At 68.8% G+C, this 16,662-nt stretch carries 18 protein-coding genes; 15 read left to right on the plus strand and 3 right to left on the minus strand.

Annotation, left to right across the window (positions count from 1 at the left end; all coding sequences use genetic code 11):
• Positions 1–309: 309 nt before the first annotated feature.
• The 13 genes from AC067U_RS34990 to AC067U_RS35050 all read left to right on the plus strand — a co-directional run bounded on the left by AC067U_RS34990 (position 310) and on the right by AC067U_RS35050 (position 12,234).
• Positions 310–768 (plus strand): hypothetical protein, encoded by a 459-nt coding sequence (locus AC067U_RS34990; RefSeq protein WP_478833888.1) that lies wholly within the window; start codon positions 310–312, stop codon positions 766–768.
• A gap of 297 nt (positions 769–1,065) precedes the next feature.
• Positions 1,066–3,549 (plus strand): helicase associated domain-containing protein, encoded by a 2,484-nt coding sequence (locus AC067U_RS34995; protein ID WP_478833889.1) that lies wholly within the window; start codon positions 1,066–1,068, stop codon positions 3,547–3,549.
• 168 nt (positions 3,550–3,717) lie between these two features.
• Positions 3,718–4,656: a DUF6192 family protein gene (locus AC067U_RS35000; protein ID WP_478833890.1), complete on the plus strand. Its 939-nt coding sequence runs from the start codon at positions 3,718–3,720 to the stop codon at positions 4,654–4,656.
• Complete coding sequence (locus tag AC067U_RS35005; RefSeq protein ID WP_478833891.1) at positions 4,653–5,153, plus strand: hypothetical protein; 501 nt, start codon at positions 4,653–4,655, stop codon at positions 5,151–5,153. The genes AC067U_RS35000 and AC067U_RS35005 overlap by 4 nt, the downstream gene beginning before the upstream one ends.
• A 32-nt stretch (positions 5,154–5,185) precedes the next feature.
• Positions 5,186–5,713, plus strand: a complete 528-nt coding sequence (locus AC067U_RS35010) for a hypothetical protein (protein ID WP_478833892.1) — start codon at positions 5,186–5,188, stop codon at positions 5,711–5,713.
• Between the two features lie 1,084 nt (positions 5,714–6,797).
• Complete coding sequence (locus AC067U_RS35015) at positions 6,798–6,995, plus strand: hypothetical protein (RefSeq protein WP_478833893.1); 198 nt, start codon at positions 6,798–6,800, stop codon at positions 6,993–6,995.
• A 515-nt stretch (positions 6,996–7,510) separates the two neighbouring features.
• Positions 7,511–8,161, plus strand: coding sequence for a TnsA-like heteromeric transposase endonuclease subunit (locus tag AC067U_RS35020; protein WP_478833989.1), 651 nt, complete (start codon positions 7,511–7,513; stop codon positions 8,159–8,161).
• Complete coding sequence (locus AC067U_RS35025) at positions 8,158–9,273, plus strand: hypothetical protein (protein WP_478833894.1); 1,116 nt, start codon at positions 8,158–8,160, stop codon at positions 9,271–9,273. The genes AC067U_RS35020 and AC067U_RS35025 overlap by 4 nt, the downstream gene beginning before the upstream one ends.
• A gap of 10 nt (positions 9,274–9,283) precedes the next feature.
• Positions 9,284–10,264, plus strand: a complete 981-nt coding sequence (locus tag AC067U_RS35030; RefSeq protein ID WP_478833895.1) for a transposase — start codon at positions 9,284–9,286, stop codon at positions 10,262–10,264.
• A gap of 115 nt (positions 10,265–10,379) precedes the next feature.
• On the plus strand, positions 10,380–10,673 hold the full coding sequence (locus AC067U_RS35035; RefSeq protein ID WP_478833896.1) for an AAA family ATPase: 294 nt from the start codon (positions 10,380–10,382) through the stop codon (positions 10,671–10,673).
• Positions 10,627–11,172 (plus strand): ATP/GTP-binding protein, encoded by a 546-nt coding sequence (locus tag AC067U_RS35040; protein WP_478833897.1) that lies wholly within the window; start codon positions 10,627–10,629, stop codon positions 11,170–11,172. The genes AC067U_RS35035 and AC067U_RS35040 overlap by 47 nt, the downstream gene beginning before the upstream one ends.
• Before the next feature lies 1 nt (position 11,173).
• The gene (locus AC067U_RS35045; RefSeq protein WP_478833898.1) at positions 11,174–11,536 is read left to right on the plus strand and encodes a TniQ family protein; all 363 of its coding nucleotides are present in this window, start codon (positions 11,174–11,176) and stop codon (positions 11,534–11,536) included.
• Positions 11,533–12,234 carry a hypothetical protein gene (locus AC067U_RS35050; RefSeq protein WP_478833899.1) on the plus strand — a complete coding sequence of 234 codons (702 nt, stop codon included), beginning with the start codon at positions 11,533–11,535 and terminating at the stop codon, positions 12,232–12,234. Before AC067U_RS35045 ends, AC067U_RS35050 begins: the two co-directional genes overlap by 4 nt.
• Positions 12,235–12,297: 63 nt before the next feature.
• On the opposite strand, the gene AC067U_RS35055 is transcribed toward AC067U_RS35050, so the two are convergent.
• Positions 12,298–13,029, minus strand: coding sequence for a hypothetical protein (locus AC067U_RS35055; RefSeq protein ID WP_478833900.1), 732 nt, complete (start codon positions 13,027–13,029; stop codon positions 12,298–12,300).
• A 374-nt stretch (positions 13,030–13,403) separates the two neighbouring features.
• Between AC067U_RS35055 and AC067U_RS35060 the strand changes: the two genes are divergently transcribed.
• Complete coding sequence (locus AC067U_RS35060; RefSeq protein ID WP_478833901.1) at positions 13,404–13,628, plus strand: DEAD/DEAH box helicase family protein; 225 nt, start codon at positions 13,404–13,406, stop codon at positions 13,626–13,628.
• Positions 13,629–13,712: 84 nt separating this feature from the next.
• Entirely contained in the window at positions 13,713–14,219 is a 507-nt protein-coding gene (locus AC067U_RS35065; RefSeq protein WP_478833990.1) for a hypothetical protein, read from the plus strand.
• On the opposite strand, the gene istB is transcribed toward AC067U_RS35065, so the two are convergent.
• Both istB and istA read right to left on the minus strand, forming a co-directional pair.
• Positions 14,216–14,980 carry an IS21-like element helper ATPase IstB gene (gene istB / locus AC067U_RS35070; RefSeq protein WP_478833902.1) on the minus strand — a complete coding sequence of 255 codons (765 nt, stop codon included), beginning with the start codon at positions 14,978–14,980 and terminating at the stop codon, positions 14,216–14,218. The two genes, AC067U_RS35065 and istB, sit on opposite strands and share 4 nt — an antisense overlap.
• Positions 14,977–16,572: an IS21 family transposase gene (gene istA, locus AC067U_RS35075; protein ID WP_478833991.1), complete on the minus strand. Its 1,596-nt coding sequence runs from the start codon at positions 16,570–16,572 to the stop codon at positions 14,977–14,979. Before istA ends, istB begins: the two co-directional genes overlap by 4 nt.
• Positions 16,573–16,662: the final 90 nt, after the last annotated feature.

Genomic DNA, 16,662 nt, shown 5'->3' on the forward strand with positions numbered 1-16,662 from the left:
CCCGCGGAGCGGGTCCCCTGGCGCTGCGCGCCAGGGAGTGAAGCCCGGCGCGTTGCGCCGGGCAAGGAGCCGAGCCGCGTTGCGGCTCGGGGCGTGGCAAGCCACGCCTGGTGGTCTCCGCTTCGCTCCAACCACCAAAGAACAGGCCCGCGTTGCGGGCCTGGATGGAGCCGAGCCGCGTTGCGGCTCGGGGCGTGGCAAGCCACGCCTGGTGGTCTCCGCTTCGCTCCAACCACCAAAGCAGCCGGCAGCGGTGCGGGGGTGCTGATGGGTTTGTTCAGCTGACCGGGTAGCGGGCACGCTGCTCTCATGACTGACATGACTGGACCTCAGGTGCGTTTGCGGTTGAACGACTTCATGCCGGATCCAAACGATCCGGATGTGATGCGCAGAGTCGTCGATGTCCAGGCGGATGTGATGACGTTTGAGGGCGGCACCGTCACTTTGTGGCTGCAGGGCACCGAGGTGGGTTCATTCCCTCTCGATTCGCTGAAAGAAGCCAGGCTCACAGACGGTGCTCAGCGGGCTGCTCCGCGACCGGAAACCCGCGCCTACACCGTGGCGCAGGTCCGTACACAGCACGGCAACGCCTACCAGAAGTGGACCGAGACAGACGACCAGCGGCTCCTCGAGCTCCATGCCTCGGGCCACGACGCGGAATCCCTCGCCCTGCTCTTCTCACGCCAACCCAGTGCGATCCGCGCCCGCCTGGCGAAGCTGGGCGCCAGTCCCGAATCCTCGCAGCAGTCCCTCACCCCGCCTTTTTGAACCCACCCACGCCAATGGCTGTGGAGGCCGTCTGCCCGGACGGGGTCTCTGTGAGGGCTCTCGCCGGAGGGCGCATCGTCGCAAGGGTGTGATGCGGTTCGGAGGTCGTCTGGAGGCGTCGTTGAGATGTACGTGGCGCCTGGCCGGCACGGCACAGTATCGGGGGCGCAGGGTCGTCCCTCCAGTATGCTTCAAAATGAAGCCTAGATCTAAACTTGCCTCAGGCTCCCCCACCGGTTGACGTCCATGTCCGGAGGCCCCGGGCGGCCGCGTCACGCAGAGCCAAAGGAGCGGAACGTGCCGAAGACTCTCCGTCCCCATCAGCGCGAGGCCGTCGATGCGGTGCTGCGCGCACTCGAACTGCCGGCGCGATCGTTGGTGTCCGGGCGGGGACTGCGCACGCAGGTGGTCATGGCGACCGGCTCGGGCAAGACCCGGGTGGCCGTGTGCAGCGCGGAGGAGCTGGGGGCTGGCCGGGTGCTGGTGCTGGTGCCCTCGCTGGACCTGCTCACGCAGACCCAGGCCGAGTGGCGTGAGGGAGGCCGCAAGGGGCCGATGATCGGGGTGTCGTCGCTGCGCGGGGATCAGGCGGTCTTCCCGAACACCACTGCGGTGGAGGAGCTGGTCGGCTGGGTTCGGCCGTTCGGCAAGGTGACAGTGTTCGCCACGTACGCCTCGCTCGGCCTGGGCACGCTGGAGCGTGCCCACGCGGCCGGTCTTCCCGGCTGGGACCTGGTCGTCGTGGACGAGGCGCACCGGACCTCGGGGCGGCTCGGCAAGCCCTGGGCGGTCGTGCACGACAATGCGAGGATCCCGTCGCTGCGGCGGCTGTACATGACGGCCACCCCCCGGCTGTGGCAGCTCGACGAGGACACCGAGGCGGGGGTGCCGGGTGAGCTGGCCGCGTCGATGGAGGACGATCCGGACGGACCGTTCGGGAGCAGGTGCTACACCCTGACCCTGTCCGAGGCGATCAACCGGGGCATCTGCGCGCCGTACCAGGTGGTGTGCGTGGACATCACCGACACCCAGCTCCAGGCCACGCAGCTCCTTGGCGGCGAAGGCCGGTCGGATGCGGTGCGCGGGGCGCGTCTCGCGGCTCTCCAGACGGCCCTGGTGAAGGCGTCGGCCCAGGAGTCCTTCGGCCGGACGCTGATCTTCCATCACCTGGTCAGGGAGGCCGAGGCCTTCGCAACCGGCCTGCCCGACGTCGCCGCACAACTGCATGCAAACGAGCCGGAGCTGTACCCGAGCACGGTCTGGGCCGACTGGCTCTGTGGCGATCATCCACCGGCCCACCGGCGCCGTGTGCTGGAGGAGTTCGCCGGCGGCGGCGCGGACGCGGCCAGGCGTTTCCTGGGGTCGGCGAAGGTCCTGGGTGAGGGCGTCGACATCCGCACCTGCGACAGTGTGTACTTCGCCGATGTCCGCGGCTCCATGCCCGACCTGGTCCAGGCCGTCGGCCGTGCCCTGCGCATCCAGCCAGGCGAGGGCAAGACGGCCTCGCTGGTGGTGCCGATCCTGCTCGGACCCGGGGAAACCCCGGACAACATGCTCACCAGCAAGGCCTACGGCGGCCTGGCCAAGCTCCTGGAAGCCCTCAGGGCGCACGACACCCGCATGGTGGAGGCACTGGCCGTGCCACAGGCGGCCAGCCGCTCCAAGGGCGTCCAGAGCCGCACAGGAAGCCAGGACGCAGAGAGGGAGGGCGAAGACGGCTTCCCTGTCTCGATGCCGGCACGGGCGCTGCTGAAGTTCAGCACCCCGCGTGATGCGGCCGCGCTGGCGGCGTTCATCAGCCTGCGCGTCCTCAACCCCGAGAAGGAGCACTGGCGGCGCGGTGCGGAGGCGGCCGCCATCTACTCCCGCACATACGGCGACCTGAGGATCCCCTTCACCTACCGCGTGCCCGACAGCCGGGAGCAGGAAACCGAGGGCCAGGGCCAGGAGCAGAGCGAGGGTCTGCGCGAGAGGTGGCCGGCTTCGCTCGCCGACTTCCCGCTCGGACAGTGGATCGCCGACGCCCGCCACCTCAACGCCCGCGGCCACCTCAGCGCCGAACGCGTCCAGCAGCTGGAGACACTCGGCATGATCTGGTCGCACCATGACGTCGCCTGGGAAGAAGGGCTCACCGCGGCGCGTGGGTGGGCCAAGGAGAACGGGCACCTCCTGGCGCCGCTGGACGCCGTCTACCGGGGCCACAAGGTCGGCATCTGGCTAAAGAACGCGCGAGCCGACGCCCGCGCCGGGACCCTGGCCACCCGGCGGCGCGAGCAGCTGGAAGACATCGACCCGTCCTGGTGCCCCCAGTGGCCCGTGGAATGGCAGCGCGCCTTCCACCTCACCCGTCAGCACCTGGGAGCCTGCGGGGTACTGCCGACCGCGCCGGGCCAGATCGTCCACCAGGGCGAGGACCTCGGACGGTGGGTCAGCGCACAGCGACTGGGATGGGACCGGCTCACCGGCGGGCAGCAATGGATGTGCGAGCAGGTCCTCGGGATCGAACCGGCGGCCGAGGACGACAAGCCGAAGCCACGCCGCACACAGAGCGACATATGGGCGCTGAACCACGCCGCCGCCCGCCAGTTCCACGAACGAGAGGGGCACCTTCGGGTACCCCGGGGACACATCGAGCGGATCATCATCGGCGAGGGCAGCAAAGACCAGGAAGAACGGGAGCTGAGGCTGGGGTCGTGGATCGCCAACCAACGCAGCAGGGCCGCCACGCTCTCGCCCGAACGCATCGCACAACTGTCCGCGATCGACATGCGATGGGCGTAGCCCGGTCCGGAGACCCGCCGTCAAAGAGCCCTTCAGCCACCCTCTTTCACCGACTGCACCAGGGAGAGTTCGGATATATGTAGGCGTAATCTTGGTGGTGGGGCACGAGGGATGCAGCTGTGTACGTCGCGAGACCGAAACCCCTTGAGGGGCCTCTCGGGAGGCGCCATGACCCGGACAAGACTCATCAGTCCGTTCCCGAAACAGTTCACCGACCGGCAGTGGGCCCGCTACGTCAAGCAGGGCCGCGACATGCTCGAGGAAGACACCTCGATCCAGTTCCGGCTGGGCGACCTGACACTGAAGATGATCAAGCCCAAGGGGCGTGGGATAAACCAGGGTGTCTTCCTGGTGCTCGACCGTTTCGCGGACGAGATCGGCAGCAACGTCAACACTCTGGTGAAGTGCCGGCACGTCGCCATGGCCTGGCCGCCGGACAAGAGGGTCCCGGGCGTGCCGTGGACGGTGCACGCGGCGCTCGACGCGCTGCCCGACCGGTTCGAGGTCATCCGTCATCCACCAGAGGGCAGGGAGCGCTGGACGGAAGACCTCGCGCTCAGCAGGGCAGGACGACTTCCCCACCGACCGCTGACGAAGGAAGAGAAGCTGGACCGGGTCCGGACGCTGATGCGGGAAGACGAAAGCGCCACCAAGGCGGTCGAGGAGATGATCCGCCGTCCCGACGTCGCGCAGCGGCTGATGTCCAGCCCGTCGAACCAGCGCATCCTGTACCGGGCGCACCACGAGCAGCGTCAGCAGGCTGCCGCTGCCAGGTTCGCCGCCGCCCACGAGCAGGACGAGGCCGACGACGAGGCCCGGGAAGTACGGCAGATACGCCGGCGCGAGCCGGCAGTGGACTACCAGCGGGCTTCCAGTGAAGTGCTGGAGCTGATCGGCAGCGGCACCGCGTTCCTGGTCGATCTCCAGCGGATGATTCCCAGGCTGCACGTGGCGGAGTTCACCGAGCGTGAGGTACGGGCCGTGCTGGACAACCACCGGCGGATCCGGGCCGCACTCGACTGGTGCGACTCCGCGCTGTCGACCGGCGACAAGACCATGGACGAGGAACTGGCGCGCATCCTGTCGGAAGGGGATGACCAGCTATGACCCGCACAGCCACCGGCGCCCCGCGGGCCGCCCCGGTCCCCACCCAGCACCTGGCCGAACTCGCCTGGAGGCTGTGCGAGGAGAAAGGTGAGGATGTGCTGCTGCCCCGCGAGGAGATCACCGGGGCCATCCACGCCACTGACGGGCAGTTCGAGCGGGCCAAGGGCTACGTCCGCGACCACATCACCATGGAGAAGGGGAAGGCGTTCCTGTCCTACCGCAGCGGCTACATGATCACGATCGATCCTGCGAAGATCTCCGAGTACGCCTCCTTGCGGATGAGGCGCATCAACACCGAACTGCGCCGCCTGCTGTCCGGGGCCATCAACCCCCTCGGCGAGGAAGTGAACAACTACGAGGTCCTGGCCATGTTCCAGGACGAGATCGCCCACATGACCCGCACCTACGACCGGATGCAGAAAGCCACCCTCACCATGCCCGCCCCGGTCCGGCCGGCCAAGCCGAAACGGCGGCGGCGCACCACCGCAGGCACCTGACGTCCAGGAGTGTTTCGATGGGGCGCCCGGCCATGCGACGTCCGGCCAGCGCGCGCACCCTCTACAGCGCGCTGGCCGACCTCGGTGCGGCCCCCAAGCTCGATGCACGGCAGCGGCCCGACGGCCCCAAACGCACCGACACCGCCCTGCTCCTCGGTGTCCTGCTCGCCAAGACCGAACTCGACGCCGCCCAGCGTGCCGACCCCGCACAAGAGCCCCCACTCGGTCTCACCCAGCTCCTGGCCGGCTACTGCTCCGCCCTCACCTCCAAGGCCGACGAAACCCGTCTGCGCCTGCTCAGCCTCCGCCTGGTCCGCAGCGCCATCGAAGCCACCCTCGACGAAAACCCCAGCCCCCTGTCCCACGCCGCCAGCGACCTGGCCCTGGCCGCAGCCGGCCTCATCGACGCCGACCGGCTCACCCGCACCGGTGCCAGCCCCGCAGCAGTCAACGCCTGCATCGCGGCCGCCACCCAATCACTGACCACGGCAACCACCGGCATCAACACCCTCACCGGCGTCAGGGGCCGCCGCTCCCGCCTGCCTCCCGCCCGGAGGTGAGGGAAGGCGGCCCGGCAGGTCGCGCACCGAGCGGCAGGGCCACGTCGCGGCTCCGTAGGGACATGAGTCGGTCAGGGGTGCGGCGTGCCTTCTCACGAGCCTCGCAGTGGTGGCTTCGTCAGAAGGGAGGCTCGTCGCTGTACCCACCGGACGTGGGTGGGGGTTTCGGAGTACGTCCCCAGCCACCGCTGGAGGGCTGACTCGGTGCCCACGGGTCGTCCCGGGCCGGTGACGGAATCGGAGTGGGATGCCGGGCAGGAGGGGGCTGCGAAGGGGGCGATTCCGGAAACTCCTCCGTCGCGTCCTCTTCGACCGCGCGGTCCCAGACAAGGCGAAGGTGTTCCCTGCAGGTGGGAATGGCGCCCCAGCGGTCCTCGCTTTCGGACCAGCGCGGCCGGTCCGGATCCTGGTTCCCCAGCTGACACAGGGCGCGCAGGAGGGAGTCCAGGGTGTTCCAGTTTCCGAGCGTCTGGCCAACCAGCAGCCGGCGGACCGTCTCCCGACTCACGGGCTTGACCCCGTCCAGCCCAGCAATGGCCGCGGTAATGGTCGCGAGGGTAGGACGGTTGGCTTCCCTGAGATGTACACGCAGTTCGAGGACCAGGTTCCGGCGAGGGCCTGGTGGAAGCACATCTGTGCCCGGCATGCGCAGCAACTGAGCCATCGACACACACTGTCAGGGAAGCACTCGTGATTTCTCCCGATTACCTGAACTCACACGCCCTGGCGCCACGGATAGACACATCACGGCCCACACCGACGTCACCCCGACACGTTCAGGCGCATGACACACATGAACTCTGAATGCCTGGCACCTGCATGCTCAGGCTCGAACAGATACGCACAGCACTAGGTGCGCCCCACAGGGATACCTCTGCGTCTCGGGCAAACCTGTTTGAACAACCTGCCGTTTCCGCTGGTCAGAGCATGTTTCGAGGTGTTTTCTTTGATGGCGTCCGCCTCTGAGGCACCGGTTCATCTCAGAACGTGGACGGCGGCGTGGCTGTCCCCGCAAACGGGCGACGGCCCCCTGGTAGCGCAGGGAGCCGTCAGCAGAGGACGGTCCCCGACGAAGGAGAACCTCATGTCCCAGACTGAGCGTACGGTCATCGGCCCCAGCGAGGAACCCTCCGCGCCAGACCCGGCATCGGACGCGCCGCGCTGGGCGCGCCTGGCCCGGCACATGCGCAACGAAGCCGGCGTGCATCTCCTCCGAGGCGCCGCAACAGCGGCAGGCGGGGCACTCGTGCTCTACGCCAGTACCTGGCTGCCGCCACGCTGACCCGCACCAACCGGGCACGCCCCCTCCAGGCGAGCCGCTCCGCTTAACAGCGGCCCACCTGGAGCGCCGCGCAAGTACTACCCCAGCTGACCGTGGCCGGGCACGCCGAACTGAACGGCGGCCGGGCCGGTTGGCTCGCCTTCGCTGGGCACGTGGGCCGCATTCTGACCGCCACGGACCCACGGGGAACCGCCTCTCCGGCGTGGTCGGGGATGCTGCGCTCGTGGTCGCCGGCTGGGGGTCCCGCAGGCCCGTGGGCGAGGCCGTAGCAGAGTCGGGAGATGGGTTCGGGCTGGTCAGAGGGGTTTCACCGCATTGTGCGGCTCGGTGCATCTGCGCACTGCGCAGGCTGGCCGAGCCGTTCTTCAATGGTGAAAGGGCCGTTTGCGTGCGGCCATTGGGTTCGGTGGAGGGGGGGCGGGGTGCATCCGCGCCATGTGGACGTGCGGTTCGTCGGGCCGGACGGGGTCATGCTCCACAGGCCGTGGCGGACAGCCATCGGGGAGCTGTGCCTCATGGAATGCCCGATGGTGCGTGGTTTCCCGCTGCGGCGGGGGCGGCGGCTGGCTCCGGGATGGTGGTGGTCTGCGACCACGAGCCGTCTGGTGGGGTACGGGAGCGCGGCCATGCGGGACGCGGTCATGATGCTCGATCAGGATCCGCAGGTGACAGGCATGGTGAGCCGTCCGGTGGAGTTCGTGTGGGAGGAAGGCGGGCGGACCGTCACACACGCCCCCGACCTGGCCGTGGCCTTGGCGGACGGGGGCATCCGTCTGGTGGACTGCCCTGGCAGCAGCGGACCGTCCGCACGACTTGCCGGCCGCGCGCGGGTAGCCGGCTCGTGTGCACAGGACGCGGGCTGGGAGCACGGGTTCGCGGATGCCGCGGATCCGGTGGTTCTGGCCAACGGGCGCTGGCTGTCGGTCTACCGGCATCCCCGGTGTTCGGTGGGTATCCCTGCGACCCGGCTGCGCGAGACATTCGCCTCGCCCGTCGCGCTGCTCGAGGGCGCGCTGCGGCTCGGGGATCCGATCGCAACGCTGCCCGCGGTCTACCACGGGCTGTGGCACGGCCTGCTCAGCATGGCCTGGGACCGCCCCCTGAGCGAGGAGACTCCCCTGGTCGCCGTGCCGGCCGGGCGTCGCCGCGAAGAGCTGCGGCGGTGAAGAGGCCGTGGGGCGTCGTCGAAGTCGGGGACCGGATCCGGTTCGACGGACAGACCCACGTCCTGGCCGGTCTGGAGGGACCCCGCTGCCGGCTGGTCGCCGAAGAAGGCGCAAACGTGCAGGTAGTCCTGCTCACTCACGTGCTCGCCGCACAGGACTTCACCATCCTGGACCGCTCCTTGCCAGGGCAGCGGCGAGTACCGGCCCACGGCCCCTTGGACGGGCTTGACGCCGCGGTCCGGGACAAAGCCCTGGCCTGGGAACGGCACGTCCTGGAAGTCGAGACCGGCTACCTGGGCCCCGGCCGGGAGCAGCTGCCTCAGCCCGGGTACGACCCGGCCGTGTACCGGCTCGCCCAGCGGGAGGCGGCCAAGGCCGCCGAGCTGACCGCATCCGGAGAGCAGGTCAGCGTGGCCACCGTGCGCAGGATGCGAGCCCGCTACCGCGCGCAGGGAGTATGGGGTCTGGTCGACGGCCGGGGGAAACGGGAGCGATCTGTGTTCGGGCGGGCCGATCCACGCGTGGTCGCCGCGATCAAGCAGGCGCTGGAGGAGCAGCAGGGGCGTTCGACGGGGACGTTGAGCCGGCTGCGGCGCCAGGTGGGGTGGCTGCTGGAAGACGCCCACGGGCCCGGGGCGGTGCTGGTGCCGCCGGTGGCCACGTTCAACCGGCTGGTACGGGCCGTTGCCGAGCAGGAACAGCTCGCGCTGAGTGCCGCCGGGCAGCGCCGGCGCGCGTCCCGGCCGGTGCCGGTGTTCACTCCGACGGCCGCGACACTGCCCGGGGAGCTGGTGATGATGGACAGCACCCTGCTGGACGTGATGGTCGTGTGCGAGGACGGAAAGGCCCGGCGGCCGGAGCTGACCATGGCGGTGGACGTGGCCACCCGCAGCATCACCGCCGCCGTCCTGCGCCCCAAGGGCACCAAGGCAGTGGACGCGGCCGTGCTCCTGGCCCAGACCCTGGTGCCGCAGCCGATGCGGCCCCACTGGCCCGCCTACCTGTCCATGGCCGCTTCCGTCATCCCCTACACCCGGCTCGCCACCATCGACGCCCGCATGCAGGGGGCCGCGGCCAGGCCGGTAATCCGGCCGTCGACCGTGGTCATCTGACCAGGGCAAAGTGTTCGTCTCCCGCTGCTTCCTCGCCGCCGCCGAGCACCTGGGAATCACCGTCCAGCCGTGTCCCCCCGCGTCCGGGCACGCCAAGGGGCATGTGGAGCGCGGCTTCGGGGCGATCGGCACGCTGTTCGCGCAGTACGTCGCCGGCTACACCGGAAACCACCTCGCCACGCGCGGCAGCAACGTGGAGGACGAGGCATGCTGGACGATGCCTCAGCTGCAGGACCTGCTGGACGAGTGGATCGTCTGCGGATGGCAGGAACGGCGCCACGATCGGCTGCGGCACCCCCTCATGCCCCACCTGACACTCACCCCCAACGAGATGTGGGCCGCACTCACCGGCATCGCCGGACACGTACCCATCCCCCCGACCGGAGCAGACTGGATCGAGCTGCTGCCCTCCCGCAGGTGCACGATCACAGACGAAGGCATCCGCTTCGAGTACCGCACCTACGACGGCCCCGCGCTCAACGGACACCGGCACCGCTCCCTGGCCGCGGACGGCAAATGGGAGGTCCACCACAACCCCTACGAGCCGTGGCAGTGCTGGGTCAGGCTCCCAGAGGGCTGGGCACAGGCCGAGTGGATCCACCGGAGCCTGGTCTCGAGGCCCTTCACCGACACCACCTGGCGGCACATCCGCACCGTGGCCACACGGCGTACGGACCGGGCCGAACACGAAGAACACCTCGCACGGCGCCTGGACGAGCTCCTCCGCCGCGCCCACACAGGACAAACAAGCGCCGCCCACTCCAGCAAGGCCAGCAGCCCCGCCGCCGGCCTCGCCGACGTCCCGGGCCGGCAGGCAGGAGCCAAGCGCGCACGGCGACGAACTGCGGACACCGACCCGCCGAAAGGCCCCGGCGAGCACCTTCCGCCTGCCGGCGAGAACACACCCTCTGCCTCGGGTTCCACCGGCACAGCAGCATCGGCCGGGGCCTGGAGCATCTTCGACGCCCACCAGGAGGCGCAGCAGTGGTGACGGCCGCCGACCAGGAGGCAGACGACGACCCGTACGCGTCACCGACGACCTGGCGCGAATGGACGCGGTTCGTCGACACCGGACCACCCTGCCATCTCCCTCACCCTGCCGGCTCATGATCCTCAACCGGCGGCACAACGGCACGGCCCGGCGAGGACTGCTGATCTCCGGGCCGCCCACCACCGGGAAGACCACCACCCTGCAGCAGCTCGGCCGGTCCTTCCACCTCGCCGACCGGGCCCGCCACAACAGCTTCGACGAGCGACTGCCCGTGGTCTTCCTGTCCGTCCCCCCGGCCGCGACCCCGAAAATGCTCGTATCCGAACTGGCCCGGTTCCTCGACCTGCCCCGTCGGCAAGACGATGAATCAAGCGCGGATCACCGACATCGTCTGCGGTGCCCTGCGTGATCTGTCGACCCAGCTCGTCCTCGTCGACGATGTCCATCTGCTCAACACCCGCACCCGTATCGGTGCTGAGACCTCCGACCAGATGAAGCACCTCAGCGAGCGCATCCCCGCGACCTTCGTCTACGCCGGCGTCGCCATCGAGGCCTCCCCGCTCCTGACGGGAAGCCGCGGCGCGCAGCTCGCCGGACGGTTCAAGATGGTGCGCAACCCGCCCCTGGCGCACGGCAGCACCGCACAGCGCACCGCCTGGGAAGGCCTGGTCCGCGGCATGGACCAAGCCCTACGCCTCCAAGCACACCGCCCCGACGCCCTCACCCGGCACGCCCCCTACCTCCACCAGCGCACCGGAGGCCGCATCGGAAGCCTCTCCGCCCTCATCCGCGAAGCCTCCATCGCCGCCATCCTCGACGGCACCGAAAAGATCACCAAGGCACTCCTCGACGACATCGACCTCGACGAACTCGCCGAACAAGCCACACGCCCACAGGCACGGACCTGACGTGCCCCGCCCTCCGCGCACTCCCCCGCGCCCCGGCATCTGGCATGTGGCCCCCCTGCAGTGGGAGACCACCACCTCCTACATCCAGCGCCTGGCACGCCGGCATCACCTGAGCACCGCAGAACTCCTCGACGCCCTCGGGATCCCCCCGCCCCTCGCCAATGCCGAATGCGCCAAGCCCCACGGCCCCTACACCAGCATCGAGCTGTATCTCAACGCCACCAGCCGGAGCCTGATCGCCGCGTTCGCCGGCATCCCGGACGAGCACCTCGCCCATGCGCTCCCCGAATGGAACCGCTACCGCGACAAGCCCGACCCCGGTCCGCCCGCGCCTGCCTCCGGCTTGCCTCTGCGCACGCCGTGACCGGCTGCCCCCGCTGCACGATCGCCCGCACCGGCCAGCCCCACCCCGTCCCCCAGTACCTGCCCGACACCCGCCTCGTCTGCCGCCGCCACCACACCTGGATGCTCGGCCGCCACACCCTCGCCGGCATCCCACTGCCCATCGAGCACGCCGACCTCACGCGTACCCCCGAAATTCTCGCCGCCCAACGCATCCACGTCCGGTTCCTCCGACGCCGGGGCGCAGCGGCCGACCACGCCCTCGCACTGGCCATGGACCTCACCGAGAACTGGCGGCGCGCCGCACCGCCAGAGGAACGCATCTGGCCCGCACGCGCCCGGCGCATCGGCAACAACAAACGCGCCCGCCTCTGGTACGCCCTCGCCCGGGAAGCGATCACCTACCCCGAGACCATCGCCCTCGCCCAGTTCTTCGACCGCCACCCGCGTACCCTCCACGTCCGCGAACGCCCCGGCCGCGCCCATCCCCTCCACAGTGCCGTCGCCGCCCTCCTGGGCCGGCCCTGGCTCGAAAACCCGGCCCTGTACCCGGACCAGTTCAGCAACCGCATCCGCTACGTTCCCAGCCGCCACACCCACCCCCGCGGGCGGTCGCCCTACCGGCACAACCCCTACGACCCAGGCCCCACCGAACTCACCAAACTCGGCTACCAACCGCCCCCATCACAGACCACAAGCCTCGGACAACAAGGCAGATGACGCCCAGAAACCGCCACACCGATCCGACCCCAGGCCCACCCACCAAGGCCAGATGGCTATCGATCACGGCTCAGACGGCCCAAGGCTCACCAGTCGGAAGGGCTGTCCTTCCTGCTCAGCGACGACGACCCCTGACTCGCCCTTACAAATCCAATGGACACCGACGCGCCAACTGAAATCTCCTGGCGTACTGGAAGAAGCCCTCAGGATGAAACGCTCGGGTTCCAGATGCGAGACCGCGTACGGGAAGTCCGGCACACCCTCGGCCGGCCTCACCACAGGCGTTGGACCGCCGAGATCCACCTCGAAAGTACGCTCCTTGGGGATCTCGAAATACGAATTGTTCAGTTCATCCTTCAGCAGGAACACGTAGCCGATCGGGGGTGGGGTACAGCGTGACTGCACCTGCACGTCGAGCTTGGTGAGGATCACAGCACGATCAACGGCAGCTTCGACAAACACGCGCACGACGCACCTGTGGATGCTCACCAAGTCCACGGAACGCACCGCTGTCAGATCCTCGGGAAGAGGGCCAACATGTCCTACCAGGATCATCTCCTGTTCAGTCCGCACAGTGAGTGGAGCTGGCGGTGTAGGGACCAGTACGGCATCTCGACCATGCATGATGGCCTTATCAGCACCACGGGCCACGATCCCGCCGAGAGCTGAGGCGAGACCCGCGAGGACTGCAGCCATGATCCACTTGCCAACACCAGGCACAGCGAGGGCTACAGCAACTGCAGCCAGCAACAGGGCGACGACGCCCACCCGCAACCAGAATCGACGAGATCCCACAGCTGCCACCTTCAACGCTTCTCCCGAGGCGCCATGGTGCCTGACGATCCACGTCAGGGAACGGATGAGACACACCTGGTTTCCACTGAGAACCGACCCAACTCACCCCAGGCCCCACCCAAGCGCAGCGACACCCCCTGGCCACAGACCAAGGACCAGTGAATCTGCGCAGCAACCAAACAACCTGCGTACCCACATCCCCAGCCAAGAAACACCCAGGCCAGACGGCTGACGATCCCCGACCCCGCGCAGATTCAATGAGCCACCGGCACCACCAAGCCGATCAACCGAAGTGCACAACACCAGGTCACAAGCATGACCACTGCTCAGGTTCACTGACCGGCGACACCTCTCTACTCGATGGAGTAAGCCGAATGCAGAAGGCTCGTGAAATCAGGCTGTTTCCGCATCAGGAAGAAGCGGTAGAGGCAATCGTCCGAGGGCTCGACATTCCGCCCAGAAAGCGAATTCCCAAGGCCGGCCTGCGGGCAACAGTCGTGTCTGCGTGCGGAACCGGAAAGACGTTTATTGCCGCGGCGGCGGCGCTGAGGCTTGCCCGCGGCGGCCGGGTCCTGGTGCTCCTGTGGACGGTCACGTAATTCCCCAAGGGCTGTGGTCACGTAATTCCCCAGGTCCTGGCTGTGTGAGGGGCTAGGTTGGTGAGCGTGACGACGTGGGGGCGGATGTATCGGTATGTGGGTCCGGTTGAGTTGAAGGAGCTCGTCCGGGCGGGTGGTGAGGGTCGGAGCATGCGATCGTCGGCGGACTTCGTCGAGTGGGCTTCCGCGCTGACCCCGGATGAGCTGGCCGAGCCGTTCACGTTCGTCGTCGATGCCGGCGGGGTGCTGCGACTGGCTCCGCGCCGCAGTGAGCACGTGGTGTGCGCCGGCGGCGAAGAGGTCCTGAGCGCCGGTGAGATGGGCTTCCGTGAGGAGTCCGGGCGGTGGGCGGTCGAGGAGGTCAGCAACCAGTCGACCGGCTACTGCCCGGACGTCATCTCGTGGCCGGCCGTGGCCAAAACCCTGGACCGGATCGGGATCCACCACCCGTCCGGCTTCACGCACGAGGTGGTCTTCCGCCGCTGCCGCTCCTGCCAGGAGCGCAACATCGTGCGGGAAGAGGACTTCGTCTGCGTCTTCTGCGGCGAGGACCTGCCCCGGGAGTGGAACGTTTCCGAGTCGGATCGCTAGGTGGTCGGAGGCTTGGGGCCGGGGTTCTTGGGACGCTTGTTCGGCCGGTAACTGGGGCCGTTCATGATCACCTGGTGGCTGGTGTTGATCACCCGGTCCAGCAGTGACTCGGCGACGACGGGATTGGGAAAGAGCGGATACCAATCGCTGGGCGCCCGGTTGCTGGTGATGATCAGCGAGCGCCCCTGCCGCTCGGAGACCAGTTCGTAGAGGTCGTCGGCCTGGGCCGCGGTCAGCTGCCGCATGGCGAAGTCGTCCAGGATCAGGACGTCCGGGCGGATCAGCTCGCGCATCCGCTTGTCCCAGGTGCGGTCCGCGTGGCCGCCGGCCAGCTCGGCCAGGACCCGGCTGGTCTTCGTGAAGCGGACGTTCGCGCCCTGGCGGACGGCAAGGTGGCCCAGGGCCTGGGCGACGTGTGTCTTGCCGACGCCCACTGGCCCGAACAAGATCACCGACTCGCCTGCATGGAGCCAGCGCAGGGCGGCCAGGTCACGGATCTGGGCCGCGGGCAGCTTCGGTGAAGCGGCGAAGTCGAACTCCTCCAGGGTGACCTGCTGTTCGAACTTCGCCTTCTGTAGGCGCCGTTGGAAGGCGACGGTCTCGCGGCGGGTGATCTCGTCCTGACAGAGGACCTGGAGGAAGTCCAGGTGGCCGAGTTCACCGCCGTGGGCCTGGATCAGCCGTGCGTCGAGGGTCTCCAGCATCCCGGACAGCCGCAGGGCCTTCAGTGACTCGCGCAGGGCGGTGTCCATCACGCTCATCGAGCGGCCTCCTCGGCGTCATCGCGGCCCGGGGTGCCCTCGGGCTCGCCGGAGATCTGGGAGGGGATGCTCGCCGCGAACAGGCCCTCGGGGCCGTGGAGGAAGGCCGCGGCACCGGCGTCGCCGGTCTCCGGCTCGGGGTCGGTCTCGGTGCCCGCGATGAGGATGCCCTTGATGGTGCGGTAGGAGGGGTCACCGACCGCGATGGCCTTGGCGCAGGCCGCCTCCAGCCGCTGATCGCCGTACTTCTTCCGCAGCCCGAGGATCCCCTGGGCCGCGCGGAGCCGGTAGAGCGCGTTGACCTCCAGCAGTTGGTCGATCACCTCGCGGCAGGCGTCGCCGACCTCGGAGGACTGGCTGCGGCACCAGATCGGCGTCTTCATCTGGAAGGCGATCTTCTCCGGCGGGTAGTCGTTCTTGTCGGTGCGCTTGCCCTGGTCGAGGGCGGCGTGGGTCTTGACCAGCTCGCCCTCGTGGAAGACCTGGACCAGTGTGGCGGTGGAGCGGACGTCGACCCGGCGGCCGATCAGCTTCCATGGCACTGAGTAGAGGCTGCGACCGACCTTGATGTGGATGTCAGGGCCGACTGCGGCGGTGGACCAGCGGGCCAGCACGAACGGCTTGTCCGGCAACGGCAGCAGGGCCTTGGCCTCCACCGCCTCGAACACCGACAGCGGACTCGCGCCGCCCAGCGGGCGGCACTGCCTGCGGCCGGCGGTCCCTGCCGACCAGGTCAGGGCCTCGGCCTGCATCTGCTCGACCGAGGTGAACTGGCGCCCGCTCCAGAACGAGTCGCGGACATACGGCATCGGCCGCTCGACCCGCGGCTTGTCCTTCGGCTTCGCCGCCCGGGCCGGGTCGACCAGGGCGCCGTAGTAGGTCGCGAGCTCGGCATACGACTTGTTGATCTTCGGATCGTAGAGGTCCGGCCGATCCACCGCCGTGCGCAGGTTGTCCGGCACCAACCGCCGCGGGACACCGCCGAAGAACCGGAACGCTTCGACGTGGGCCTGGGTCCAGGCGTGCTGGTCCATGTGCACCACCGGTCGGACGAACATGTGCCGCGAGCAGGGCAGCACCATCACGAACGCCCAGATCCGGTGCCGCTTGCCGGTCGACGGGTTGATCCACTGACCCAGGAAGCCGTAGTCGATCTGGGCCTCCGAGCCCGGCTCGACGTCGTCCCGCAGCACCGTCACCTTCGACCGGGCCGACTCGTCCGGGAGGTTCTCGGTCACCCACCGGCGGAACGTCGACAACGACACCGCCAACTTCCCCTCATCTCTGAGGCGTTGATGGATCGTGGTCACCGTGGTCGTCTCCAGCAGTCCCTTGACCAGGTCGCGGTGCGGCTCGATCTCCGCCCACGTGACCTGGTTCAGCCGACGCCGGGCCAGCTCCGGGAACCAGCTCTTGATCAGCTTTCCCCAGTCCGCCTCGCTCATGGGCGGCCCACCCGGAGCCATCCCGGACGCCTCCGCCGGCGCCAGATACTTCCTGATGGTCTTGCGGTCCACCCCCAACGAGGCCGCGAGCTGGTTCTTCGACCGGCCCGCGTACCAGTGGACGTAGATCTCGACGATGTCGACCACGGTGAACGTTCTCCTTGCCATCCAGAGTGTCCGTCGACCTCTCGGCCCGTCGGTCGAGGGACGGTGACGACTCCGAGACGGTCAGGACCC

It is taken from the genome of Streptomyces sp. NPDC043853 (assembly GCF_056436025.1).

Bases quoted from the DNA above. Each gene is read 5' to 3' on its own strand.
- AC067U_RS35015 (WP_478833893.1), top strand. From the start codon at position 6,798: ATGTCCCAGACTGAGCGTACGGTCATCGGCCCCAGCGAGGAACCCTCC.
- AC067U_RS35040 (WP_478833897.1), top strand. From the start codon at position 10,627: ATGAATCAAGCGCGGATCACCGACATCGTCTGCGGTGCCCTGCGTGAT.
- AC067U_RS35060 (WP_478833901.1), top strand. From the start codon at position 13,404: ATGCAGAAGGCTCGTGAAATCAGGCTGTTTCCGCATCAGGAAGAAGCG.
- AC067U_RS35020 (WP_478833989.1), top strand. From the start codon at position 7,511: ATGGAATGCCCGATGGTGCGTGGTTTCCCGCTGCGGCGGGGGCGGCGG.
- AC067U_RS35035 (WP_478833896.1), top strand. From the start codon at position 10,380: ATGATCCTCAACCGGCGGCACAACGGCACGGCCCGGCGAGGACTGCTG.
- AC067U_RS35005 (WP_478833891.1), top strand. From the start codon at position 4,653: ATGACCCGCACAGCCACCGGCGCCCCGCGGGCCGCCCCGGTCCCCACC.
- AC067U_RS35010 (WP_478833892.1), top strand. From the start codon at position 5,186: ATGCGACGTCCGGCCAGCGCGCGCACCCTCTACAGCGCGCTGGCCGAC.
- AC067U_RS35000 (WP_478833890.1), top strand. From the start codon at position 3,718: ATGACCCGGACAAGACTCATCAGTCCGTTCCCGAAACAGTTCACCGAC.
- istB (WP_478833902.1), bottom strand. From the start codon at position 14,980: ATGAGCGTGATGGACACCGCCCTGCGCGAGTCACTGAAGGCCCTGCGG.
- AC067U_RS34990 (WP_478833888.1), top strand. From the start codon at position 310: ATGACTGACATGACTGGACCTCAGGTGCGTTTGCGGTTGAACGACTTC.
- AC067U_RS35065 (WP_478833990.1), top strand. From the start codon at position 13,713: ATGTATCGGTATGTGGGTCCGGTTGAGTTGAAGGAGCTCGTCCGGGCG.